Annotated in this window: 27 protein-coding genes; 16 read left to right on the top strand and 11 right to left on the bottom strand. The window is 41.7% G+C overall.

The window, feature by feature from the left end:
- Positions 1–138: 138 nt before the first annotated feature.
- Entirely contained in the window at positions 139–1,347 is a 1,209-nt protein-coding gene (locus UYC_RS0105065) for an FG-GAP repeat domain-containing protein (protein WP_016873564.1), read from the bottom strand.
- Between the two features lie 648 nt (positions 1,348–1,995).
- Entirely contained in the window at positions 1,996–3,210 is a 1,215-nt protein-coding gene (locus tag UYC_RS0105060; protein ID WP_016873563.1) for an FG-GAP repeat domain-containing protein, read from the bottom strand.
- Positions 3,211–3,741: 531 nt separating this feature from the next.
- On the opposite strand from UYC_RS0105060, the gene UYC_RS0105055 reads away from it, so the two are divergent.
- Positions 3,742–5,052 (top strand): aminopeptidase P N-terminal domain-containing protein, encoded by a 1,311-nt coding sequence (locus UYC_RS0105055; RefSeq protein WP_016873562.1) that lies wholly within the window; start codon positions 3,742–3,744, stop codon positions 5,050–5,052.
- A gap of 98 nt (positions 5,053–5,150) precedes the next feature.
- Here the strand turns inward: UYC_RS0105055 and rnc are convergent, their stop codons facing one another.
- Positions 5,151–5,828 (bottom strand): ribonuclease III, encoded by a 678-nt coding sequence (gene rnc / locus UYC_RS0105050; protein ID WP_026087369.1) that lies wholly within the window; start codon positions 5,826–5,828, stop codon positions 5,151–5,153.
- Between the two features lie 105 nt (positions 5,829–5,933).
- On the opposite strand from rnc, the gene UYC_RS0105045 reads away from it, so the two are divergent.
- A complete protein-coding gene (locus UYC_RS0105045) occupies positions 5,934–6,503 on the top strand; it encodes a Uma2 family endonuclease (RefSeq protein ID WP_016873560.1) in 570 nt (189 codons plus the stop codon).
- Between the two features lie 222 nt (positions 6,504–6,725).
- Entirely contained in the window at positions 6,726–7,202 is a 477-nt protein-coding gene (locus UYC_RS0105040) for a hypothetical protein (protein ID WP_016873559.1), read from the top strand.
- Between the two features lie 333 nt (positions 7,203–7,535).
- On the opposite strand, the gene UYC_RS0105035 is transcribed toward UYC_RS0105040, so the two are convergent.
- Complete coding sequence (locus UYC_RS0105035) at positions 7,536–8,123, bottom strand: Uma2 family endonuclease (RefSeq protein WP_016873558.1); 588 nt, start codon at positions 8,121–8,123, stop codon at positions 7,536–7,538.
- A gap of 427 nt (positions 8,124–8,550) precedes the next feature.
- Between UYC_RS0105035 and bchD the strand changes: the two genes are divergently transcribed.
- On the top strand, positions 8,551–10,578 hold the full coding sequence (gene bchD, locus UYC_RS0105030; RefSeq protein ID WP_016873557.1) for a magnesium chelatase ATPase subunit D: 2,028 nt from the start codon (positions 8,551–8,553) through the stop codon (positions 10,576–10,578).
- 327 nt (positions 10,579–10,905) lie between these two features.
- A complete protein-coding gene (locus UYC_RS0105025) occupies positions 10,906–11,163 on the top strand; it encodes a hypothetical protein (RefSeq protein WP_016873556.1) in 258 nt (85 codons plus the stop codon).
- A 35-nt stretch (positions 11,164–11,198) separates the two neighbouring features.
- Here UYC_RS0105025 and UYC_RS0105020 read toward each other — a convergent pair whose 3' ends face one another.
- Positions 11,199–11,582 carry an ADP-ribosylglycohydrolase family protein gene (locus UYC_RS0105020; RefSeq protein ID WP_235082882.1) on the bottom strand — a complete coding sequence of 128 codons (384 nt, stop codon included), beginning with the start codon at positions 11,580–11,582 and terminating at the stop codon, positions 11,199–11,201.
- A gap of 416 nt (positions 11,583–11,998) precedes the next feature.
- Here UYC_RS0105020 and UYC_RS0105015 point away from each other — a divergent pair, with 416 nt between their 5' ends.
- A complete protein-coding gene (locus UYC_RS0105015; RefSeq protein WP_016873554.1) occupies positions 11,999–12,322 on the top strand; it encodes a GlsB/YeaQ/YmgE family stress response membrane protein in 324 nt (107 codons plus the stop codon).
- Positions 12,323–12,492: 170 nt separating this feature from the next.
- On the opposite strand, the gene UYC_RS0105010 is transcribed toward UYC_RS0105015, so the two are convergent.
- Together UYC_RS0105010 and UYC_RS0105005 are read right to left on the bottom strand one after the other, a co-directional pair.
- Entirely contained in the window at positions 12,493–12,960 is a 468-nt protein-coding gene (locus tag UYC_RS0105010) for a hypothetical protein (protein ID WP_235082881.1), read from the bottom strand.
- A 165-nt stretch (positions 12,961–13,125) separates the two neighbouring features.
- On the bottom strand, positions 13,126–13,305 hold the full coding sequence (locus tag UYC_RS0105005) for a high light inducible protein (RefSeq protein WP_016873552.1): 180 nt from the start codon (positions 13,303–13,305) through the stop codon (positions 13,126–13,128).
- 195 nt (positions 13,306–13,500) lie between these two features.
- Between UYC_RS0105005 and UYC_RS0105000 the strand changes: the two genes are divergently transcribed.
- Positions 13,501–13,845, top strand: a complete 345-nt coding sequence (locus UYC_RS0105000; RefSeq protein ID WP_016873551.1) for a type II toxin-antitoxin system Phd/YefM family antitoxin — start codon at positions 13,501–13,503, stop codon at positions 13,843–13,845.
- 2 nt (positions 13,846–13,847) lie between these two features.
- The gene (locus UYC_RS0104995) at positions 13,848–14,138 is read left to right on the top strand and encodes a type II toxin-antitoxin system RelE/ParE family toxin (RefSeq protein ID WP_016873550.1); all 291 of its coding nucleotides are present in this window, start codon (positions 13,848–13,850) and stop codon (positions 14,136–14,138) included.
- A gap of 105 nt (positions 14,139–14,243) precedes the next feature.
- Here the strand turns inward: UYC_RS0104995 and pip are convergent, their stop codons facing one another.
- Positions 14,244–15,191 (bottom strand): prolyl aminopeptidase, encoded by a 948-nt coding sequence (gene pip / locus UYC_RS0104990; RefSeq protein ID WP_016873549.1) that lies wholly within the window; start codon positions 15,189–15,191, stop codon positions 14,244–14,246.
- A 72-nt stretch (positions 15,192–15,263) separates the two neighbouring features.
- On the opposite strand from pip, the gene dusA reads away from it, so the two are divergent.
- Entirely contained in the window at positions 15,264–16,307 is a 1,044-nt protein-coding gene (gene dusA / locus UYC_RS0104985; protein WP_016873548.1) for a tRNA dihydrouridine(20/20a) synthase DusA, read from the top strand.
- A gap of 9 nt (positions 16,308–16,316) precedes the next feature.
- Here the strand turns inward: dusA and UYC_RS0104980 are convergent, their stop codons facing one another.
- A complete protein-coding gene (locus tag UYC_RS0104980) occupies positions 16,317–17,099 on the bottom strand; it encodes an RNA polymerase sigma factor SigF (protein WP_016873547.1) in 783 nt (260 codons plus the stop codon).
- A 716-nt stretch (positions 17,100–17,815) separates the two neighbouring features.
- On the opposite strand from UYC_RS0104980, the gene UYC_RS0104970 reads away from it, so the two are divergent.
- Positions 17,816–18,544, top strand: coding sequence for a Bax inhibitor-1/YccA family protein (locus UYC_RS0104970; protein WP_016873545.1), 729 nt, complete (start codon positions 17,816–17,818; stop codon positions 18,542–18,544).
- Between the two features lie 131 nt (positions 18,545–18,675).
- Here UYC_RS0104970 and UYC_RS39340 read toward each other — a convergent pair whose 3' ends face one another.
- Positions 18,676–18,900 carry a hypothetical protein gene (locus UYC_RS39340; protein WP_127011303.1) on the bottom strand — a complete coding sequence of 75 codons (225 nt, stop codon included), beginning with the start codon at positions 18,898–18,900 and terminating at the stop codon, positions 18,676–18,678.
- A 5-nt stretch (positions 18,901–18,905) separates the two neighbouring features.
- On the opposite strand from UYC_RS39340, the gene prfB reads away from it, so the two are divergent.
- The 6 genes from prfB to UYC_RS0104940 all read left to right on the top strand — a co-directional run bounded on the left by prfB (position 18,906) and on the right by UYC_RS0104940 (position 22,996).
- A protein-coding gene (prfB, locus tag UYC_RS35325; RefSeq protein WP_127011302.1) for a peptide chain release factor 2 occupies positions 18,906–20,025 on the top strand; the annotation gives its coding sequence in 2 pieces (ribosomal slippage) (positions 18,906–18,977 and positions 18,979–20,025; 1,119 coding nt in all).
- A gap of 199 nt (positions 20,026–20,224) precedes the next feature.
- The gene (locus UYC_RS36320; protein WP_016873544.1) at positions 20,225–20,380 is read left to right on the top strand and encodes a DUF3285 domain-containing protein; all 156 of its coding nucleotides are present in this window, start codon (positions 20,225–20,227) and stop codon (positions 20,378–20,380) included.
- Positions 20,381–20,419: 39 nt separating this feature from the next.
- On the top strand, positions 20,420–20,947 hold the full coding sequence (ybeY, locus tag UYC_RS0104955) for an rRNA maturation RNase YbeY (protein WP_016873543.1): 528 nt from the start codon (positions 20,420–20,422) through the stop codon (positions 20,945–20,947).
- A 123-nt stretch (positions 20,948–21,070) separates the two neighbouring features.
- Positions 21,071–21,523 (top strand): diacylglycerol kinase family protein, encoded by a 453-nt coding sequence (locus UYC_RS0104950; RefSeq protein WP_016873542.1) that lies wholly within the window; start codon positions 21,071–21,073, stop codon positions 21,521–21,523.
- Between the two features lie 90 nt (positions 21,524–21,613).
- Positions 21,614–22,219 carry an anthranilate synthase component II gene (locus tag UYC_RS0104945; protein ID WP_016873541.1) on the top strand — a complete coding sequence of 202 codons (606 nt, stop codon included), beginning with the start codon at positions 21,614–21,616 and terminating at the stop codon, positions 22,217–22,219.
- A 3-nt stretch (positions 22,220–22,222) separates the two neighbouring features.
- Positions 22,223–22,996, top strand: coding sequence for an MBL fold metallo-hydrolase (locus UYC_RS0104940; RefSeq protein WP_016873540.1), 774 nt, complete (start codon positions 22,223–22,225; stop codon positions 22,994–22,996).
- A gap of 86 nt (positions 22,997–23,082) precedes the next feature.
- Here UYC_RS0104940 and UYC_RS0104935 read toward each other — a convergent pair whose 3' ends face one another.
- Entirely contained in the window at positions 23,083–23,559 is a 477-nt protein-coding gene (locus tag UYC_RS0104935; RefSeq protein ID WP_016873539.1) for a cupin domain-containing protein, read from the bottom strand.
- Positions 23,560–23,587 lie beyond the last annotated feature (28 nt).

Raw genomic sequence — 23,587 nt, 5'->3', positions numbered from 1 at the left:
GCGATCGCTTCTCGCTCCGCAAGTAAAAATGAGAGCGAACTTACGTTCGCCCCAATAGCCTCCTGGAATCTCGCTTGAAAATTTGAATCACAATTCAGCTTCAACAGTACACGATATGATTACCATCACCACAAAATTCTAATAAGCCTTCCACTCAACAGGAACTTGTTCCAAAGGAACGGCATTGGCAATAGTACCATTCATCAACCAAATAGTGTTCTCGCCGGTTTGTTCATCACGCCAGAAGATATCTGTTTTGCCATCGTTATCAACATCACCAACGCTAGCTTTCCAGGATGAATTAGTTGGAGGTAAAAAGGCTTCGGTACCAATGGATGTACCATCCATCAACCAAGCGGTATTCTCACCAGTCGTCTCATTGTGCCAAAAGACGTCTGTTTTGCCATCACCATTGAAATCCCCAACAGAAGATTTCCAAGAGGAATCCAGTTTTGGCAAAGAACCAGCACTGATAAAGATACCATTCATAAGCCAAACAGTATTTTCATCTGTTTGGTTATTGTGCCAGAGTAAATCTGTTGTGCCATCACCGTTGAAATCACCAACAGTCAAATCCCAAGTTCCCTCCATTTTAGTCAGAGCATACTCAGATCTATTTGTACCATCCATAAACCAAATCAAATTTTCACCTGTAATCTGGTTGCGCCAAAAAATGTCATTTTTACCATCGCCGTTAAAATCGACAATATTAAAATTCCAAGGAGAGTCAGTTCTTGGTAAAAAAGCTGCAGTAGTAATATTTGTACCATCCATCAACCAAGTGGCGTTCTCACCAGTTTGAGTGTTGTGCCAAAAAACATCACTTCTGCCGTCTCCATTAAAATCTGCGATCGCAAAATTCCATGCAGGATTTATGGTTTGTAAATTTACCGCAGAAGCAATATTTAAGCCATCCATGAGCCAGATGCCAGTTTCACCATTGTTTTGATTGCGCCAGAAGATATCTGTTTTGCCATCACGGTTGAAATCCGCATAGGCAAAATTCCAGGCTGCGTCAACTTGAGGCAAAAAACCTCCAATGGGACTTATTCCATCCATCAACCAAACAGCAGTTTCACCTGTTTGTTCGTTACGCCAAAATTTGTCAGCCTTGCCATCACCATTAAAATCTGCAAAAAGCGCCGCATTACTGAAGATGGGATTAGGGTTGGCATTTTTTGCCACGATTGAAGCTTGTTGTTCATTTTGTGTTAATGACAGTGAGCTTCTAAAGCTTAAATCAGAATTTGAATTAGCCGTAGGCTCAAAAATATTGGTGGAGAGTTGAGCGTAGTTTACTGGAATAGTATTTACAGGCAAACTTAAGGAAGTGTCAGAGGAACTCATATTGTTTATCATCAGTATTCATAATGTTTCTACCTTTTTTTGATTATTTTTTTTGTAAGAAATTAACATTTAGTAACTGTTCAAGTGTTGCTTCCAGTAACAATTTGAATGCTATTTTTTCTTAAAGATAGTATTTTTAATACAAAAATAGGCGAATTATAAAAATAAGATTATGAGCATTTTTAGATATAATCTTTTTGACACAATAATCAGTTGTATTCATTTACATCTAAAAAAAAGATATAGTTGAACACAACTTTGTATGATGCTATTACTTTGTGTACTTTGTGGTACCCTGCGGGAAGCCGCCTCCGGCGTCTACGTTCTTCCCAGGATTTTTTATAAATCAGATAGGACTGCTATAGATGCACTTTTATCTTTAGAAAAACCTACAGCCATTTTCAGATGAATAGACCACACGATACTGTAAGGGCGGGTTTTGTTTCAATCTCTAGCTCAAACCGAAAGTATATCTGCTAAACCCACCACTACAAAAAATTGTGGTTTAAATAAAATCAAATTTGCTGTAAGAAATACGGTGCGTTACGGCTAGTTATCACTCTCTTCAAGTCTCAAATTCTGACATAGCCGTAACACACCCTACAAATCTACTTAACTATTGGGTATTAACCACAATTCGCATCACTATTAAGCTTTAGGAAGGGTACCATCGTACCATTCACCCGAAACTGAAGGTAGAAGCGAAGGCTGGGGATTTGTAGTACCATCCATAATTACAATGGCATTCTGACCTGAGCCGGGATCGCGCCAGAACATATCTGTCTTTCCATCACCATCATAATCACCGAGACTAGGTGTCCAGCTTGCTGTTGGTGCATCGGCAGCGGTTTCAGCGACAACATTGCCGTCACTCATTACCCATACTTTGCCTTTACCAGTTTGCTGGTTGTACCACAAGACATCGGTTACTCCATCACCGTTAAAGTCGCCAATCATCGATTTGGAACCCTCAACTGTAGCCAGAGGAGTATCACTAGCAATGCTTGTACCATTCATTAGCCACAATTTGGTTTCACCCGTTGCCTTGTTGTGCCAGAGAATGTCGGTTTGGAAATCACCATTGAAATAGCCAACGCTAGCTTCCCAATTTGAGTCAAGTGTGGGTAGAAACTCTCCACTGGTGATGCTTGTGCCATCCATTTGCCAAACGGCATTCTCACCAGTTGCATTATTCCGCCAGAACACATCTGTCTTGCCATCTCCATTGACATCAACAATGGTGGCTGCCCAATTTGTATCAACTGTTTGCAGAACATCTGCTGAGGTAATCTGTGTACCAGTCATCTGCCAAAGGGCATTCTCACCAGTTGTATTATTGCGCCAGAGAATGTCGGTATTGCGATCGCCGTTAAAATCTCCTATTAAGGGTGTCCAGCCATTAGTTGCTTGTAAATCAGCTTGTGAAGCAACTAAGCCATCCATCACCCAAATTTGGTTTTCACCTGTCTGAGTATTGTGCCAGAGCAAGTCAGTCTTGTTATCGCCGTTGAAGTCACCAATTTTAAGATCCCAATCTGCACCCTTCGTTATGTTATTACCATTAGCATCTTTGATAACGTCAGCAGCACCAACTTCTCTGCCGTTCATTAACCAAATAGCAACCTCACCTGTTTGAGAGTTACGCCATATCCTGTCGTTCTTACCATCACCGTCAAAATCGGCGGAAATCGCAGCACTGGTTAACGCAGGATTAGGATTCTTCGGAGCAGTAGGCAATGCCGAAGATGAAGAAGAAGATTGATAGTAAGACTGAGTTTCTAACTTCTGATTATCCGGTACGTTGATAACTGTACTTTGAGGATTTGTGTCCAATGTGCTTTTTGTATTAGCTTGCATCGACATGGCGTGTGTTTATGACAAGTGGTAATAAACTTTTTAACTGTTTTTTTCTTTTTAATTCAAGTGTTAGTTAATAACAAAAATGCCTTCTTTATATTTTCTTAATATTTTTGATATTTTTGCGAAAAAATTATTTTGAACTAACTAAATTCTGAAAAATTTTCAAGTGCAATTTAAGAGAAAGTATGAGATTTGACTATTTAATTTTGATAATTGTTAATTAGATAAACATTCTCAATTATTCAACGGTTTTTCTATGGATATTAAAAGTGAAATAAGATGCAGATAAGGGGATAGGGGACAGGGAACAGGGAATGAAGAGGACACGGAAGGGGACAAGGAGCTGAGGGAGGTGAGGAAGTGTAAGAGTAAATTCTTCCCCATCTCTTCCTCTCCTGCTCCCCCACTCCCCCCCCTCTCCCTTTCCTCTTCCTAGCCCCTAGCTTGCGATCGCTATAGCAAAAGTAATATTTGTAATATATATTACACAAAGAATGGAGATGACAAAATAGATCGTAAAAACAGTAAAACATTATGCAGACAGAGTATCAGCAGCGTCGGGAAGCGTTGATGTCAAAAATTGGTCATGGTGTTGCGATTTTTCGTAGTGCACCAATGGCAGTGATGCACAATGACGTCGAATACAATTTTCGTCAAGACAGTGATTTCTTTTATTTAACTGGGTTTAATGAAGCCCAAGCAGTGGCAGTTTTATCGCCCCATCACCCAGAACATCGATTTGTGTTGTTTGTGCTGCCCAAAGACAGGGAACAGGAAATTTGGAGTGGATATCGCTGTGGGGTAGAAGCGGCAAAAGAAATCTATGGTGCGGATGAAGCTTACTCGATCGCAGAATTGGATGAAAAATTGCCACAGTATTTAGAAAAATCAGATCGTATTTACTATCATTTGGGACGCGATCGCGCTTTTAACGAAAAAATCCTCAATCATTGGCAAAGCTTAATGCGGACTTATCCCAAGCGCGGTACAGGGCCGATTGCGATTGAAGATACTGGCCCTATCCTTCACAGTATGCGGCTAATTAAAACAGAAGTCGAGTTGGAGTTAATGCGTAAAGCTGCTGATATTGCCGTAGAAGCACACAATTACGCCATGAAATTTACTGCACCAGGAATTTACGAGTACGAAGTACAGGCAGAAATAGAACATATTTTTAGAAAGCGGGGTGCGATGGGGCCAGCTTATCCTTCTATTGTCGCCTCTGGTGCTAATGCCTGCGTGCTGCACTACGTTGAGAACAATCGGCAAATGCAGGATAACGAGTTACTGCTGATTGACGCTGGCTGTGCCTACAATTATTACAACTCAGATATTACCCGCACATTTCCAGTCGGGGGTAAATTTACCGCAGAACAAAAAACACTGTACGAGCTAGTTTTAGAAGCTCAAAAACAAGCGATCGCCCAAGTGCAGCCAGGCAACCCCTATAATTTAGTTCACGATACTGCCGTGCGCATTCTTACAGAAGGTTTGGTAGAACTTGGCATCCTCAAAGGCGAAATTGACAAGTTGATTGAAGAAGAAAAATACAAGCCATTTTATATGCATCGCACGGGGCATTGGCTGGGCTTAGATGTGCATGATGTGGGAGTTTACCAACATGGCGACGATAACCCGCAAATTTTGCAACCAGGGCAAGTTCTAACAGTAGAACCAGGACTTTATATTGTTCCAGATACTAAGCCTACGGAAGATCAACCAGAAATTGATGAGCGTTGGGTTGGTATTGGTATTCGCATTGAGGATGATGTTTTGGTTACACCTACAGGGCATGAGGTTTTGACTGCCGGGGTTCCCAAAGAAGTCGATCAAGTAGAAAGATAAACAATTGGGTAGATAATTCTCCCACCCTGACTCATGAGAGGTTATAGATCCCCGACTTTTTTTAAAAGTTGGGGATCTGAACACCTGCGAGAACAAACTCAAGCTTTTTCTTTAACGTTCGCAAGAGCATCTTCTGCCGCCGCCTTCTCAGCAACTTTCTTGCTGCGCCCCCTGCCAACTCCATAAACTTTTTCACCCACAAGTACTTTAGCAATGAATTCAGGTGCGTGAGAAGAACCTCCCACTTGCTCTGTTAAATATTTGGGTGGAGTTGGGGTAATATTTCGTTGCACCCATTCTTGAAAGCGATTTTTCGAGTCTACATTGGCACGAACTTCAACAATTTCTTCTGGAACAGCATCAAACAAAGGTTCGACAACAGTACGAACAGCCTCAATATCAAAATTATTGTCCAGATAGTAAGCACCAACAACTGCTTCAAAAGTACTGCTAAGTAAATTGGGATTGCTAAAGCCTCCATCGAGAATTGCACCCTTACCCAGTCGCATTCTCAAATCTAAACCTACCTCAATTGCAAATCTCGCCAATTGCTTCTCATCTACCAGTGCCGATCGCCTTCGCGTCAATTCATCTTCTCCCTTTTCTGGGAAACGGCGATAAAGATACTCGCCACTTAAGAAATTGAGCACTGCATCACCGAGAAACTCCAAGCGTTCATTGTGTTCCCCTTGTTGGGGATTTTCATGGACATAGGAACGGTGTGTTAATGCACGGTGTAGGAGTGTTTGATCCCGAAATTGCAAAATTTTGTGCATTTCGGGCAATTTCTCTTTCATACCTTTATTATCGAAAAATCTCAATATCAATAATTGTTTGAAAAAAGTTAGCCTAATATCACGCTATTGAAAAGCAGATCCCATATGAACCACACAGCAAGCGATCGCGTGCGCTGGACTACCACAGATATAAACCTCCTACCTGAAAACGAGGGTACGCATTATGAAATTATAGACGGAGAATTATTCACGACCAGAGCGCCCCACTGGAAACATCAACGTACTTGCTTAAATATCACTTTAGAACTTGAGGTTTGGTCGCGTTCAAGTGGTTTGGGACAAGCAAGTATCACTCCTGGCATTTTGTTTTCGGAAACTGATAATGTTATCCCAGATGTAGTATGGGCTAGTCATGAACGTTTAGCAGTTTTGCTTGATGAAGCGGGACATTTAGCAGGCGCACCGGATTTAGTGGTAGAAGTGTTATCTCCTGGTGTGGAAAATGAACGCCGGGATCGAGAAGCGAAACTCAAGCTTTACGCTTCACGGGGAGTAAAGGAATATTGGATTGTAGATTGGCGATTGCAACAAGTTGAGGTTTATCGGCGGGAAAATGCGAGGTTAACATTAATTGCAACGCTGCTAAATAATGATGAATTGAGTTCACCCTTGTTGCCTAGTTTTAATTGTGCTGTGAGTCGATTTTTTGTATAAATTACTATCCGACATCCAGATGAAAGTAGAAACTTAGCCTAACGCACCAAGAATTTAGGATGGTGCGGCGCTTGGCGACAACACACCCTACTACTACAAATCTTTTAATACACTTGTGCGATCGCCCGATCTGGGTGGGAAAAATAACAACAAATGGTTTTCTGACTCATTTCCAAAGCAAAGTAACCATTTACCCACTCAAATAACCACAAAAAATTTATCATGGCTTATCAAAACATCAACGCCACCCTTTCAGAAAAAGATATCCAAGAAATCAAAGCAGCACTTCAGACAATTCAACAAAAGCTGCCTTTTCTGATTACCTTAAGTAGCCAAGAAAGACGCAAGTTATTCAAAATGGGCGATAAAAGCCTTGCCTTTGTTAACAATAGTCTCACCGCTGCTCAGTCTAACCGCGACATTCTACCAGCCAGTTTCGATGTAGAGGAATTTGTGCGGGATTATCAACTCGCCAATTCCCTCACAGAGCTTTTACTGGGATTGCGCCAACTGACAGAAAAAGTAGATGATACGCTCTTGGCAGTCGGTAGTGAAGCGATGAGCAGCAGTTTAACAGTTTATGATTACGTAAAGACGGCTGCTAAAAAGACTCCTGGATTAAAAACCCTTGCCGAACAGTTAGGCGATCGCTTTAAGGCAATGAAAAATAAATCCACCAAAGCTAATTTTGAGTCTTAGCTTGAAAATAGACTCGTTGATGAGTATCGTAATCTCGTTAACGAGTGTTGACAACTCGTCAGCGAGTATCCGAACCTTGTAAATGAATTTTTGCAACTCGTTGATGAGTCTTTTAATTTCGTAATTGAGTCTTTCAGTCTAATGTGTGAGATTCAAAATATCATCATTGAGTCTGTGTAACTCGTGAGTGAGTATTAGAGCTTTGTTAATGAGTTCTAGGAATTCGTGGTTGAGTATCAGAACTTAGTCGATGAGTCTTTGAAATTCGTGGTTGAGTATCAGAACTTAGTTTATGGGGTTAAGAAACTCATCTGAGAAACAATCAAGTGGCGATTAAGAATTCACCTTAGGCGGGAATACCCTATTTAAATCAAGAGACAAATCTGGAAAACAAGGCAGTGCTACTACTTGATTAGGCAAGACAATCCGCTTATTCAAATAGCCGTGTTTACCTTGATTATTCTGATAGGGTTCGCTGTAACATTCTAGATAATTATCAAATAAATTAAATATCCAATAATCAGAAATACCTGCTTCAGCATAGAGAGGCATTTTCACATCTCTGTCATAATCCAAAGAGGAATCTGATACTTCTATTAAAAGTAAAATATCAGCAGATTCGGGGTGAGCCGAAAGATAGTCATCATCACGGTTTTTGAGGACAGCAAAATCTGGTTCAGGTTCGCTGTTGGGAGGTAAAACAATTGGGGCTTGAGTTTGCAGAGTTGCCCTATCTCCAATCAGTTTTGGCAGTTCTTTAAATAACTTTCTCAAACAAGTTTCGTGAACTCTTCCTTTCGATACCATTTGAATAATTTCTCCCCTAATTAATTCAATGTGGTCATCTTCATGGAAAAAGCCCAACTCTCCCAATTTGTGATATTCATCTAGTGTAAAGCGTTTAGCCTGAGCAATACTCATAACTTTTTCTCACTAACTACTAATTACAGCAAGGGTGGGTTAAGAAGATAAATAGTCAGTTTTTCTTGAAAGAAAATTAACAAAATCCGCCCCTACCAATCCCAACTACTAATACCCCTCAAGCAAAATTATCTTGATTCACGCTGACCTAACTTAGTCGTAATTGCTATTTTAAATAATCTAGGTCTTACGCACGAGTTATGGAATAATAAATTACACAGAGAAGCAAGTGCGCCCTTGCGGCAATGCCCTCCTTATAGCAACTGGTGCGACGCTAAGAACATGGAGGAAAGAAGATTTTAGAGGGATTTTGCATAAGTTTTATAATCTTTAGTTTTCCCAGGCAGTGCTAAATCTCTGTTACCGCTACTCCATGAGGTGCCAGAAATTGATAAGCTAAAAACTTAGACAAGCTATTATACAAACTATGCCTGCGTCTACTATATCCCCTAGTACTACCGCCTTTCCCTTAACCGCTGTCGTCGGACAAGAAGCGATTAAGTTAGCTTTACTCTTAGCAGCAGTCGATCCGGGGTTGGGGGGAGTAGCGATCGCAGGGCGTCGCGGTACGGCAAAGTCTGTAATGGCGCGTGCGATCCACGCTCTACTGCCACCAATTGAAGTTGTCAAAGGTTCACTGAGCAATTGCGATCCCAATCACCCAGAAGAATGGGATGATAAGCTGCTCTGTGAATTGGGAGATAAAGATCCACAGGAACTCCCGACTGAGGTGATACCCGCACCCTTCGTGCAAATACCCTTGGGAGTTACAGAAGACAGACTTTTAGGTTCTGTTGATGTGGAACAGTCGGTAAAACAAGGAGACACAATATTTCAACCGGGTTTACTTGCCGCCGCCAATCGAGGCGTTCTCTACGTAGATGAAATCAATTTATTAGATGACCAAATTAGCAACCAACTTTTAACAGTATTATCTGAGGGACGCAACCAAATTGAGCGGGAGGGCATAAGTTTTCAGCATCCCTGCAAAGCGTTATTTATCGCCACCTACAACCCAGAAGAAGGGGCATTAAGAGAACATTTGCTCGATCGCATTGCGATCGCTCTTTCTGCTGATGGTGTTCTCGGTTTAGATCAAAGAGTTCAAGCCGTAGAAGTTGCGATCGCCTACTCCAAATCTCCCCAAGAGTTTCTCCAGCAGTACAGCGAAGATATCGACGAACTCAAAACCCAAATTATCTTTGCGCGGGAATGGTTGAAAGAAGTTCGTATCAGCCACGAACAAATTACCTACTTAGTGGAAGAAGCAATTCGTGGCGGAGTGCAAGGACATCGGGCGGAGTTATTTGCCGTGCGTGTTGCCAGAGCCTCAGCGGCTTTAGATGGACGTACACAAGTCAATGCTGATGATTTGCGGCGAGCCGTGGAATTGGTAATTGTACCGCGAGCAACTCAGGTGCAGACACCGCCACCCGAACAATCACCACCACCGCCACCACCCCCACCCCAGGATCAAGAAGAAACTGAAGACGAAAATCAAGAACAGGAAGAAGAGGAAGACAACCAAGAACAGCAAGAACCTCCCAACATTCCTGAAGAATTTATTTTCGATCCCGAAGGAGTAATTCTTGACCAAAGTGTGCTTTATTTTGCTCAAATGGCACAACGGCAAGGTAAATCTGGCAGTCGTAGTTTAATCTTTTCGGAAGACAGAGGGCGCTATATTAAGCCAATGTTGCCCAAAGGAAAAGTGCGCCGCGTAGCCGTAGATGCCACACTCAGGGCAGCAGCACCGTATCAAAAAGCACGACGGCAGCGACAACCTGATAGAAAAGTAATTGTCGAGCAAGGAGATATCCGCTCGAAGCGATTGGCACGCAAAGCCGGAGCTTTGGTAGTGTTTGTCGTGGATGCTTCTGGCTCAATGGCTTTAAACCGGATGCAATCAGCGAAAGGTGCAGTCATGCAGCTTTTAACAGAAGCTTATCAAAACCGTGACCAAGTATCGTTGATTCCCTTCCGGGGAGAACAGGCAGACGTGCTATTGCCGCCGACACGCTCGATTGCCTTGGCGCGGAATCGTTTGGAAAGATTGCCTTGTGGTGGAGGCTCACCACTAGCCCATGGTTTAACGCAAGCTGTGCGCGTGGGTTTGAATGCTCAGATGAGTGGAGATATCGGGCAAGTCGTGATTGTAGCCATTACCGATGGACGCGGTAATATTCCCTTATCGCGTTCCTTAGGCGAACCGCAAGAACCGGGAGAAAAGCCAGATATCAAAGCCGAATTGTTGGATATTGCTGGCAGAATCCGTGCTTTGGGAATGCAATTGTTGGTGATTGATACCGAAAGTAAATTTGTTTCTACTGGATTTGCTAAGGAAATAGCAAAGACAGCAGGAGGCAAATATTATCATCTACCCAAAGCCACCGATAAAGCAATTGCTGCCATGACAAAAGGAGCGATCGCGGACATTAAATCAGGGAATAGGTAACAGGGAATAGGGAATAGGAAAATTGAACTTAACTATTTTCTATTCCCTATTATTCTGTTTTATTCATTAGTTTTTTCTACTAGCTGGCTTAAACCGTATAATAAACGTTCAGCAGTGTAGTTCAATTTGGATGAATCAGGGGAATCTTTATTTCTCAATGCCCACACTTTTTCGCTTTATCAACTAATTAATGGGAAATATCAGGTCAGTCAGTTGTGAGGTGGTGATAAAACTATATCTCCTTTCCCTGAGTTAAAGTTGACGGCAGAACAAGTTTTTAAGGCTGGACAATAAGTATTTAATTCAATATCTAAAGGATAATGAGCTATGCAGAGTATTAAATTAAAAAAACGTATTGGAGCAGATGGGATTTTACATTTAGATATCCCAGTGGGAATAACAGATAAAGAAGTAGAAATTATTGTGATTTATCAACCGCTAGAAAAACCAACACAGCCAAAAACACCCCAAGAATTAGGTTGGCCTCCTGGTTTTTTTGAGCAGACTGCTGGTTGTTTAGCAGATGACCCAATTCAAAGATATCCCCAAGGTGAATACGAAGAACGAGAGCCGCTATTTGAATGATTTATTTGTTAGATACTAATGCTTGTATTGTTTATTTAAATCACCCCATTCCCAAAGGAACCCTGTCCGTTAAAAAGATTGGGAGCTAGCTGGTGCCAAAGTTCGCCATCTTGTATCTTTCGTAGCAGCCGATGCATTGCTGGGCCATAGCCTCGTCCTATCTCATATCTTTGAGCAAAGCTGGATGCTAGGCTATCTTGGTCAATTCTTCCAAATGTTTGCAGGATAGATACAATCGAAAGTGCCATCTGGGTATCATCGGTGTAGTACCAAGGTGCTTCTGGTATGGCACGAGCAGCAATTAAATTTTCTGCCACATCTGGATGAAGAAAAAATCGCTCTCCAAAAGCATCTCCCACCGATAAACCTTCTAAGGAGCAGCAAGCGCGGACAAGACTAGGGTTATTTCTCTCTAGCACAGCTTACCTCTAGATATTTTGTAATATAAATGTAGTATAAAATGCCTTGATTGAGAAAGCTATTGAGTCAGAAGTGCAAGAGAATTTTTAACAAAACAAAACTTAGTGTAAGAATTGCACTGGCATAATTGCAAATATGATTGTTTTTTTATTGCTAATTGCTAAATAAATGTGTAGTTATAAGATACTTTATTAGACAATATAAATATCGGCGTTGCTGATTTAGGCTATGAAAATAATTTTTCGTAATGCCAAAACCCCTGCCCAGACGCGATATATCGCGTCTCTACACATCAAATTCATACCGCGATTCAGCAACGCCTAAATATCAGTCTCTATAGAGACATATTCCTCAAATGTAGGGGAAGTAAATAGCGAGAAATGGCTCACTTGTTCAATAGTAAGGAGGAACTTAAATGAGTCTACCACTATTGATATTTTGGGCGCTTGTGGGATTTTGTCCTCAGCCACCACTAATGCCAAGTAGAGTTTCAACATCTGCCACTATTGAACATATACCTTGGTGGCGATGGTGGACATCCAAGATTATTGGTATTGTTGGAGGAATCCTTGGTGGCTGGCTTTTTGTTCGTGTCTGGCCTGTAGTAGCGGTAATGAGCAGCATTGATGTTGCTGCCACAGCTGTTGGTGCCTTTATTGGCGCAGTTGTACTCATGCATATCTACGAAATCGCAACCGAGATGGTTGGCGGTAGGCCCAGGACTGTGATCCAGCATTAGATACATTTTTTAGCAAGCAAAACTCCTAGATTGGATATACATAATCTAGGAGTTTTCTAATTTTCGTAAGGTACTTCTAACTAGCAATAGCACAGACACCAAGAAGTTAAGACAGAAGCTAGAATCTGCTTCCAGTGCAGCAGAGTGTTAGCCGAGAGTGTGTTCCAACGTTACCGCATGGCCTCTAAAAAGCGGTAGTCGTGCATCCATCTTTCCCCTTCTTGATCGCTCAACACGGCGATCCGTCCGGTACTCAAAAATGCCAGCTTGAAGATCTCCCACTGCTCGTCAGTGATGTCACCCTGCTGGGAACTGACACCTCCCTCCTCCCAGACAATAGTTACTTCTCTGCCACCAGCAATCTCAAAGTACCCCAACCGAGTAATTCGGCCGAAATGCCACTCGAATTTGGCCCCGGCTTGCTTGGCTTGGGCTTCTTCAAGCCCTTCAGTGCCAGGTCGGCGAATTTGTTGCCCTGTATCGACTGATGAAGACTTGTTTTCCATAATCTTTCCAAAATCATGAGTGTGCAGAGATGTAGATTTCGGAGAAAAGTCTGTAAATACCAAAAGGAAAAGCCTGTCAATAATAAAAACAAACGCTGTCGCCGAATTAACTCTCACTTTCCACCTTGACATAGGAGGAAAATATTAGAAGAGAAGTTATAAAAATCGTTATAAAAAGTTATGAGAGCAATTGTTCTAAGTATTAGGTAATCACGTAGGTTACAGCCAGTTATCATCAATGCTCGGTTCACCTAGAACCGAGCTTAATCAACCGAAGGCAAAAAAGACTACATCAATTTACAGGATGCCCCAGAAATGGAGGAAGCCTTGACCAGAAAAAACTTCAATCAAAATGACAGATACAAAACCAATCATTGCAAAGCGACCGTTCCAGTTTTCACTTTCAGGAGTGAACCCAAAACGCATAGCATTAGGGTCATCTGAAACAGTAGGAGTAGAATTTTTGAAACCTGACATGAGCAAAACTCCAAAGTTCAAGCTTTGTAACAGTTGCAACTGCCTGTAAAGTAATGTAACAGATTTTTAAGAGAATGCAACATTAAGTTGAAACAAAAATGCTGGCGTTGATTGGTTACGAGCGATCGCAGAGTAATCTTATTTTGATAGCATTGAATAGGAACTTAATTAAGTACGCAATTTAGTATTTAATTTATGATTAATCTAGAGCATATTCACTCTCTTACAGACTTTAAGCGCAACGTCAAACAGTTTCTAGAGAAGATCAAGGCGACTAAATCACCTCTTGTGCTTACTGTTAATGGCAAAGCAGAAGTCGTCATCCATGATGCAAGTGCCTTTCAGGAAATGATAAATAGACTTGAGCATACACAGGAGGAACTGCGTCAGCTAAAGTTAGAAGCATTACAGCGAGATATTGCGATCGCAGCCGAACAGCTAAAGAATGGAGAATATACCGAATACGATGACGAGTCTCTACCCCGTTTGCTGGAAAATATCAAGGCACGAGGACAGCGTAAGCTAGATCAGGATAGCTGACAATGAATCGCTATAGAATTTCTCGGCAAGCTGAACAAGACTTAGAAGATATTTGGACTTACCTAGCTCAACAAAATCAAATTGTAGCTGACAAACAAATAGCTCAAACTCTTAATCGTTTTCCAATGCTTGCTCAGTTTCCCGATCTGGGCAAAAAGCGAGATGATTTAATGAACGAACTTAGAAGTTTTCCTGTTAAGCCTTACGTTGTGTTTTACATAAAGATAAATGATGACATAGAAATTTTCCGAGTATTACATCAATCGAGAGATATTGAAAGTGAGTTTTCTTAATTTATAGGTATTTTCTTGACTGGTGTACGGATCTTTACCTTTATAAGATTGCGCGATCGCCCTCTAAACTTGATTGCGATCGCTGTTTGACGTGCAGGGAGTATGTCATAAACAAGCAAACCGATCCGTAGCCTCTATCAAAGCACTGCGAATTCCGGGTTCGCTCATCGAATGCCCGGCATCAGGAACAACAATAAATTCTGCTTCCGGCCAAGCACAATGTAATTCCCAAGCTGATATCATCGGACAAACCACATCATAACGTCCTTGAATAATTACAGCTGGAAGATGGCGGATGCGATGAACATTTAAAAGCAATTGATCTTCGGGTTCAAAAAAACCTTTATTAATAAAGTAATGACATTCAATCCGTGCAAAAGCATCAGCAAATTCATTTTCACCAAACTTTTGCATTAATTCTGGATCTGGAAATAGTCTACTAGTACTAGCTTCCCAAATAGACCAAGCACGAGCGGCTTCTAGCCTGACTTGCAGATCAAGACTGGTTAAACGTTTGTAGTATGCTGTTAGCATATCATCACGTTCTGCCACAGGAATAGGTTTTAAATACTCTTCCCAAGCATCGGGAAAAATATAGCTTGTGCCCTCTTGATAGAACCAACGTAACTCTTTTTGCCGTAGCATAAAAATGCCACGCAGAATTAATCCTTTGCAACGTTCGGGATGAGTTTCACTGTAAGCTAAAGATAAAGTACTTCCCCAACTGCCACCAAAAACTACCCACTTTACAATTCCTAAGTGTTCTCGGAGTTTTTCAATATCGTTAACCAAATCCCAAGTTGTATTTTCTCGCAATTCAGCATGGGGTGTACTTTTTCCACATCCCCTTTGGTCAAACATCACCAATCGCCATTTTTCGGGATGAAAATACTGCCGATAATAGGGTGGACATCCTCCACCCGGCCCGCCATGCAGTAAAATGATAGGCTTACCTTGTGGGTTACCAGATTCTTCAAAATGAATTGTATGGATTTCTGATACCCGTAAATTCCCTTCTCTATAAGGCTCAATTGGTGGATAAAGTTCTCGCATTTTCTCAATTTTCCTACTTGTGAGCCTGAATTCTCAATCCACAAGACATCGGTTGCGATAGACTTGTGATCTATGACTTGTTTGCACTCAGCCACTTTACCTGAATCAGTTACTCACGGCGTTTACCCCTTGAGTATTGCGCCAATGATGGATCGTACCGATCGCCACTTTCGGTATTTTATGCGGCAGATTACACGTCGCACTTTACTTTACACCGAAATGGTTACAAGTGCGGCAATTTTGCATGGCGATCGCCAGTATCTCTTAGGCTTCTCACCCCAAGAAAAACCCCTGGTTTTGCAAGTGGGAGGCGATAACCCCAAAGAGCTTGCTGAATGCGCTCGCATTGCTGAAGATATGGGCTATGACGAAATCAACCTCAATGTCGGTTGTCCTAGCAGTCGCGTGCAAGATGGCAATTTTGGCGCTTGCTTAATGGCACAACCCCAACGGGTTGCAGATTGTGTGGCAGCAATGCTCAATGCTGTTCAAATTCCTGTTAGCGTTAAACACCGGATCGGAATTGACGATCGCGATCGCTACGAAGACATGGCAAACTTTGTCCAGGTTGTTTCACAAACAGGTTGCCAACGCTTTACCGTTCATGCACGCAAAGCTTGGTTGCAGGGATTAAGCCCGAAAGAGAATCGAGACATCCCACCGTTGCGTTATCAAGATGTGTATCGTCTCAAGCAGGAATTTTCCTACCTATCGATTGAAATAAACGGTGGAATTACCAATTTAAAACAGGTGCAACAGCAGTTACAGTTCGTAGATGCAGTCATGATTGGACGTGCTGCTTACGATCATCCCTACCTGTTTGCCACAGCAGATAGTGAAATCTACGGCGAGACGGTGCAACCCCCTAACCGTCATCAAGTTGCTGAAGCGATGTTTTCTTATATTGATGACTGGGTAACAAAGGGACTCAAGCTCAATAAAATTACTCGCCATATGCTACAACTGTTTGCTGGGCAACCGGGTAGTCGAGTGTGGAAGCGTCACCTGACAGAAAATTCCTGCCGTTTGGGAGCAGGTTCTGATGTGGTACGAGAAGCATTAATGCAAGTCTTGGAATTTTCGGCAATATCAAACGTCAACATCCCTACTAGCTGAACTTTACCATTACCCAGTTGGTAGAGCCTGCGGACGTAACATCGACATTAGATCCTGGATTCCCTTTTGCAGATACCGCGTTACCGTCATCGGACTAGTACCTATTTTTTGAGCGGCGTCTTTGCGAGAAAGTTCCTTCAAAAATACCAATTCCACTGCCATGCGGGGTTTTTCTTCTAACAAACAGATTGCCCCTTGCAGTTGTTGGCGTTCTTCTTCTCGCTGTTGTTCTGCCACCGAACGAGGACAAGGAAGTGCTTCACCTAGAGTAATTTGGCAGTCAACGTAGTTAACTACAGTTGCATCTAAACTCAAAGGCATCCGATTTTGAGCAGCCAACTTGGTTTCTTGCCATTCCTGGGTGGAGACTTTGAGTTGCTTGGCTATTTCTGAATCTTTAGGAGGACGTCCCAAAATTTCTGCCAATTCTTTGCGAACTTTTTGCCCTTCATTATAAAGTTCCTGCCAACGACGGGGAATCTTTAATAAAGTGCTGCGATCGCGTAAAAAATGCAGCATTTCACCCCGAATATAAGGAACAGCGAAAGAACTAAAAGCATATCCTTGGCTCGGATCGAAGCGCTCAATAGCTCTAATCAAACCAAAATAACCAATTTGCTCTAAATCCTCGTAAGGCTCATTACACTGATGGCTAAATTTATGAGCCATTTTTCGTACTAAGCCGATATGTAACCTTACAAGTTTATTACGAAGTTCAATAGAGGGATTCTGATGGTATAACTGCAATAATTCCATACCATCACCTCGTATAGAGGACTGACTTACTGCCATAGAAATTCCTTTGTAGTAACTCCTATTCTGAAAAAATGGAGTTGCGTAAAATTTCACCTAAGCTGTAATTATTGTCCTTAGGAAAGCTTTGCTACACCATTCGTTGTTTCACTGAACTTATGTATACCCTACCCCTATATCCCAGTATTTACACGCACTTAGTTTGTACAAAATATTATTTGTAGAGTATTGAAATTTTGTAACAATTGTGTGTGTATTCCCTTGCTTAGTTAAAAAATATAAAAATATTTTTAGAGTATCTATTCAGTATGAGATGTATTAGATAATGAGAATGAAAAATTAGGGTTCTGTTTATTTAAATCTAAAATTTTCTTTTTATATACTTAATAAACTTAGTTTTTAACCTGGCTAATTTTCGTGTTATTTGTATAGTAAAAACTCTCGCCACAGATATTTAGTTATCTGTATCATCTCAATAATTTTATAGTTGTAACCACAATTTACAGTGTTAAGGTACTGAGACACGCTAATGAAAAATTTTTCTAATTTTTTAACAAAGGCAGCAAAAATGGTCGTTCCTGCAGATTTATCAAACAGAATTCAGGAGCTAGAATTGGTGAATTCAGAATGAAGAATTCCCAAGCTGGCTCCTGACTTTTGACTTCTGCATTCTTCAAGCACTAATTGCGATCTGAAAATTTGAGTAAAAATGAGAGTAGTTTAGTAATGTTGTCACACAAAGCGAGTTGTGAAATATGAGCAATACTAGCAACTTCCGTGATGCTATCCGTGAAGCCAAAACTCAAGCCCTTGTCGGCCCAAATGTCATAGCTAATGCCTTACCCTACTTGGGAGGAGGTTTAGTATTAACCGCACTGGGAACCTACGGTGGTTTGGCAGTTATCCGTGCTAATCCTGGGTTATTCTTTCCCACCTTCATTGGTGCAATTATTCTAGAACTAATTCTGTTTTTTGTTGCCCAAAACGTTGCTGAAAAAGGTCAAAACAACGTTGCACTGCCACTTTTAGCAACCTACAGTTTGTTATCTGGATATACCCTTAGTGGCTTAGTGTTTGTGGCATTGAGAACTGAGGGCGTAGGCATTCCTGGGATTGGTTTAGCTGCTCTTGGTTGCGGCATCACGTTTATTGTCGCCCGTCAGGTTGGTTCAAATCTCTCTGAATCTGACGGCATGGCTTTAACAAAAACCATTCGTCTGGGCATTATTGCTTTATTCGTTGTTGTACTTTTGCAATTCTTGTTTGCCCTGTTTGGCGTCTACACCCCAACATGGTTAGAAATAGGCATTTCTGGCTTGGGCGTATTTTTGTTTGCTGGCGCATCTGTAGTTGATTTTTACATTCTGCCCCGTACCTATCGCAACGATCAGTACTTACCGGCAGCTTTGTCAATGTACTTGACTTATATCAATCTGTTCATCTTTATCCTACGGTTGCTAATCGCCCTTAATGGCCGTGATTAAGAATTCATTCAAAATCAGCGAGAAGCAAAGTTAAAGTTCAAGTGCCGTGGTTTTTGCGCAAGCAAACCACGGTTTTTTTGGTCAGGTTGAATATAGCCTGTACTACAGTTTGTAGCAAAATCTTATAAAACTCAATCTTCCTCATCCCCCGTTCCCTGTATTTCGCCAGAGAGTAGCCGCACAGGTGGCGCACCACCCGCTACAAATGGAACAAACAAGTCCAATCCTCTTTCCTTCTGCCTTCTTAAAAGACAAATATGGATAAAATTGAAGATATGAATACAATAAAGAGCGATGTCTTTTGCAAGACGTTCCGCGTCTGAAGATAAAATCAAAAACGCTCTGTTATTTAGCAAAAACGATGGAAGTACTGGAATTAAAACGCGAAATTGAAACGTTGTGCGATCGCCTGGGTAAAACCCAGGACTATCTTTGACATACCTGCACTTACTGCTAAAATTCAAGATTTAGAACAAATAGCAGCACAACCAGAGTTTTGGAACGACCAAATTCAAGCTCAAAAAACTTTGCAAGAACTCAATGACCTGAAAAACCACCTTCAGCAGTATAATCAGTGGCAAACCAGTCTGGAAGACAGCAAAGCTGTAGTAGAGCTTTTGGAATTGGAAACTGATGAAGCACTACTGCAAGAAGCCCAAACTACCATTACCAAACTGAATCGTGAACTCGATCAGTGGGAATTGCAGCAGCTACTTTCTGGCCCTTACGATGAACAAGGTGCTGTGTTAACGGTTAATGCTGGTGCTGGTGGTACTGATGCTCAAGATTGGGCTGAAATGCTATTGCGGATGTACACGCGTTGGGGAGAAAACCAAGGCTATAAGGTACATTTGACGGAAATATCTGAAGGTGATGAAGCGGGAATAAAATCTGCCACCATAGAAATTACCGGACGCTATGCCTACGGTTACTTGCGATCGGAAACTGGTACTCATCGTTTAGTGCGAATTTCACCTTTCAATGCCAATGGCAAGCGGCAAACTAGTTTTGCCGGAGTAGAAGTGATGCCACAGTTAGATAACTCGGTACAATTAGAAATTCCAGAGAAGGATTTGGAAATTACCACATCTAGATCTGGTGGAAAAGGTGGGCAGAACGTCAACAAAGTCGAAACAGCCGTGCGGATTGTTCATATCCCCACAGGCATAGCGGTGCGTTGTACAGAAGAGCGCAGTCAACTGCAAAACAAAGAAAAAGCTCTTGCTCGCCTCAAAGCCAAACTGTTGGTAATCGCCCAAGAGCAACGGGCTAAAGAAATTGCCGAAATTCGCGGTGATATGGTGGAAGCTTCTTGGGGCAACCAAATCCGTAACTATGTTTTTCACCCCTATCAAATGGTGAAGGATTTACGTACTGATGTGGAAACGACTGCGATCATGGATGTGATGAACGGTGAGATTGACATATTCATCCAATCTTATCTCCGGCAAGAAAACCAACTGGTAGAAGCTACCGCCTAATCAAAGAAATTGTTAGTAGATAGTAGTTAGTAGTTAGTAGGTAGTAAATAGTAGGTAGTAGGTAGTAAATAGTTTTTTATACCTACTAACCGCTAACTAGGTAAAGACGCTTCAAACAGCGCGTCTCCACTAACCACTAACCACTCACTATTCACTAAACAAACTGTTACATTTATAGAAGAATTGTGAGCAAATCATTATGAGCGACTCTCCTTCTACAGAATCTCAACCGAGCTATGTCAAACTTGCCATGCGAAACATGGTGCAAAAGCGACTAACTTCTTTAAAACATTTTTTCCTAACTACTGTAGGGCTTTTAGCTGTCCTTGTGGGCTTGGCTTACCTAACTCGTTGATCGTCTACCACAACCTAAGCATAGGAGATTTTTTGACTGGTGCAAGTTGAAGTATGCGTGCAGGATTTTGTGTTTGAGTCTTCTCAATCGGCAGCTACAGATACTAGGGATGCTAATACCCAAATTAGTGTAGAAACTTGGGAAAAGTGGTTTAATTGCTGGTTGGAAATACTACAACCCAATCTTCCACCCGCAACAAACTACGAATTAGGGTTGCGTTTGACAAACGATGCTGAAATTCAAGTGTTAAATGCTCAGTATCGTCTTCAAAATAAGCCTACAGATGTTTTATCCTTCGCCGCATTAGAAGTAGAATGTCCGCAGTCCGACGAAATGCTTGCTTCCTTGCCCCTGTATCTAGGTGACATTGTTATTTCCATCGATACTGCTCAAAGACAAGCTCAACAGCTGGAGCATTCCTTACAAACTGAATTAGCCTGGTTAGGTGCTCACGGATTATTACACTTACTTGGCTGGGATCACCCTGATGAAGAAAGTTTGGCAAAAATGCTCAAACAGCAAGTAATATTACTTGAATCAGTAGGTATAGATATTGATATAGAATAACACGTGGCTGCATAACCGCGAACGTGTATTACTTTTGTAATAAATTGGCATAAAGTCTGATATGCGATTAAAATCGGCCAGAAATTTCAGTTAAACAAAATCTGCTGCTGTATTTTTATGACTATGTCCCAACCAGTTCCATCACCGACGACAAATCCTTTAGAAAAAGTGGTGACTAAAAAGCGGGAGCTATCCTGGCAAGTTGCCTCAAGTTTATTTGTTAGTTTTAAGTATGCCTGGTGTGGGATAAGTTACGCATTTCAAACTCAGCGCAATTTTCGCATTCACGTATGTGTTTGCATTTTGGCACTTGGGTTAAGTTTATTTTTGCATTTAAAAACGGTAGAAATAGCAGTAATTGGTATAACTAGTGGTTTGGTTTTAGCTTTGGAACTACTGAATACGGCGATTGAGTCAGTAGTTGATTTAACAGTGAAGCAGACATACCACGAATTAGCAAAAATTGCCAAAGATTGTGCTGCTGGTGCTGTGCTTGTATCTGCTTTAGTCGCAGTATTGGTGGCTGGTACGCTCTTGTTACCTCCTTTGTTAACCTTAATTTCCTCTGCTTTTTGAATAGTAGCGATCGCATTCTATAGGGAACAGGGAATGTGTAATAAGTTTGTTTAGGTAGTGATTATTGATATAAATTAGGGGTGATAAGTTGTGATTATAGTTATCGATAATTACGATAGCTTTACTTATAATTTAGTTCAGTATTTAGGAGAATTGGCGGTAGAGTTCCCGGTAGCGGCTGATATTAAAGTTTTTCGTAACGATAAAATTACCCTAGATGAAATTCGTGCTCTCAAGCCAGATGGAGTTGTAATATCTCCAGGCCCAGGGCGTCCAGAAGATGCGGGAATTTCTCTAGAATTGATTGAAAAACTCGGAGCTAATTTGCCAATTCTGGGAGTTTGTTTGGGGCATCAAAGTATCGGTCAGGTATTTGGAGGTAGAATAGTCTCTGCACCAGAGTTGATGCACGGCAAAACTTCTCAAGTTTCTCACACTGGGATCGGTGTTTTCCAGGGATTGGAAAATCCCATGACTGCAACCCGATATCACAGTTTGGTAATTGAGCGCCAAACTTGCCCAGACGTGTTAGAGATTACGGCTTGGGTTGAAGATGGCACAATCATGGGAGTGCGACACCGGAACTATCCTCATGTAGAAGGCGTCCAATTTCACCCAGAGAGTGTTCTCACATCTTCAGGTAAGCAGTTACTGCGAAACTTTTTGGCAACATTACAAATGAGGACGAGAGAGTAATTAATGAAACGACGGCAATTGATGGGCTATGCTGGAGCGGGGTTGGCAACAACCATAATCACTAGTTTGGGTTCTCGCCTGCAAGCTAATGCCCAATCTCGCGGTGGTTCATTAACAGTTCAGTGGTTGGGGCACACTTGCTTTCTATTTACTGGCGGTGGTACGAAAATTCTGGTTAATCCATTTCGTACAGTTGGTTGTACCGCCGGTTATCGTGCGCCAAAAGTGGCAGCAGATTTAGTGCTGATTAGCAGTCAACTGCTGGATGAAGGCGCAGTGGAAAATCTACCTGGAAATCCCAAGTTAATTTACGAAGCAGGAGCTTACGAATTTCAAGGAATTAAATTCCAAGGAATTGCTATAGATCACGATCGCAAAGGGGGCAGGCAATTTGGTAAAAATACGGCTTGGCAATGGAATCAGTCTGGAATCAATATCCTACATTTAGGAGGAGCTGCTGCACCCATTTCCATTGAACAAAAAATCCTGATTGGACGTCCCGATGTAGCATTTGTACCTGTGGGAGGTGGGCCAAAAGCTTATAATGCTCAAGAAGCAAAACAGGCAATTCAAGTCATAAATCCGAAACTAATCATTCCTACCCATTACCGTACACAAGCAGCAGATGCTAGCACCTGCGATATTTCTCCTTTAGATGATTTTTTGAAATTAATGGATGGAATGACAGTACGCCGTAGCAATAGTGACACAATTACTATTAGTTCTGGTAATTTACCGGAGAATGGGGCAATACAAGTTTTGAGTTATAAGTTCTAGTTTGTAGGGCAAGTTATGACCGATTATGACCTGCCCTTGCAAATGCCATGCCAAGGCATAAAAGTACGAAAACGAACATACTAAGTTCAAATCCGTTGTTTGCCAACCCAACTCACCCGCTTCTGCACACCGTACCCATCTTCAATTGTGCGATCGCGATAAGAACCTGCTCGTGATTGAATCACTATCCAGTTCAGCTGTTCCCCATCTGAGGTATTGCGCAAGCAGCGCTCCCCTTCAGAATCCACACGCACTACAGTTCCCTCACACACTGGAAATACGCGATCGTCTACTTGAAACTCTCCTTGACCTTGAATAAAAATATAAATTTCCTCGTTTAATCGGTGCTTATGATAGAACGGTATGGACTTCAGAGGCTGTAAAGTGTTAAGGGAAATCTCTGCACTAGTTAGGTTAAGCAATTGTTTTAAAAAGACTTTGCCTTCCAGCTTAATCGAGTGTTCCTCAGCCTCAAAAACATACTGATGCAAATCAGAGAATTTCCCTAAATCCACAACAGCGAAGTTCTGCCCAGTTTTGGCTATTGGTATCGGTTGCATCATGGTTATCCTTAGGTTTTAAATTGCAAGT

Source organism: Chlorogloeopsis fritschii PCC 6912 (genome assembly GCF_000317285.1).
GTDB classification, from domain to species: Bacteria; Cyanobacteriota; Cyanobacteriia; order Cyanobacteriales; family Nostocaceae; genus Chlorogloeopsis; species Chlorogloeopsis fritschii.
The sequence above is the reverse complement of the archived record's forward strand: the minus strand, read 5'-3'. Positions and strand labels throughout refer to the sequence as shown.